Consider the following 824-nt stretch of genomic DNA (forward strand, 5'->3'; position numbering starts at 1 on the left):
GCGAGGCCGAGCGGCTCTCGCGCATGAAGGACGACCTGATCGCGGTGCTGTCGCACGAGCTGCGCACGCCGCTGAACGCGATCATGGGCTGGACGCACGTGCTGCAGCGGCACAGCCCGCCGGAGCTGCTCGTCAAGGGGCTGGCGGCGATCGACCGCAACGTGTCGATCCAGGCGCGGATGATCACCGACATCCTGGACATGTCCCGGCTCAACATCGGCAAGCTGCCGCTGGCGCGCGAGCGCGTCGAGGCCGGCGCGGTGCTGCGCGAGGCGGCGGCGGTGGTCCAGCACACGCTCGACGAAAGCGGCCACCGGCTGGCGCTGGACCTCCGGGACGAGGCCACGCCACTGCTGGCCGACAGCGGGCGGGTGCAGCAGGTGATCTGGAACCTGATGGGCAACGCCGCCAAGTTCTCGCCGCGCGGCAGCACGATCACCCTGACGCTGCGAGCCGCCGACGGCGGCGCGCGCGTGGAGGTCCGCGACGAGGGCCAGGGCATCGCGCCGGAGTTCCTGCCCCATGTCTTCGACCGCTTCACCCAGAGCGACGCGGCCAGCAGCCGCCAGCACGGCGGGCTCGGCCTGGGGCTGGCGATCGTCAAGAGTCTGGTGGAGGCGCATGGCGGCTGGGTGGAGGTCCACAGCGAAGGGCGTGGGCGCGGCGCGGCCTTCCGCTTCTGGCTGCCCGGTGCCGACAACGCGCCGCCCGACGTGGACACCGGCCCCGGCATGCTGAGCGCCTTCGGCGCCCTCGGCGAGGCCACCACCGGCGACGCGCCGGCGATCGTGCTGCCGGGCCTGCGGGTGCTGGTCGTGGACGAC

The 824-nt window shown here is 73.3% G+C and carries 1 protein-coding gene; it reads left to right on the forward strand.

Annotation, left to right across the window (positions count from 1 at the left end):
- The coding region (locus tag FUT87_RS28035; protein ID WP_147243076.1) for a sensor histidine kinase KdpD at nt 1–824 on the forward strand (824 nt) is incomplete at both ends.

The organism is Mitsuaria sp. TWR114 (genome assembly GCF_007997345.1).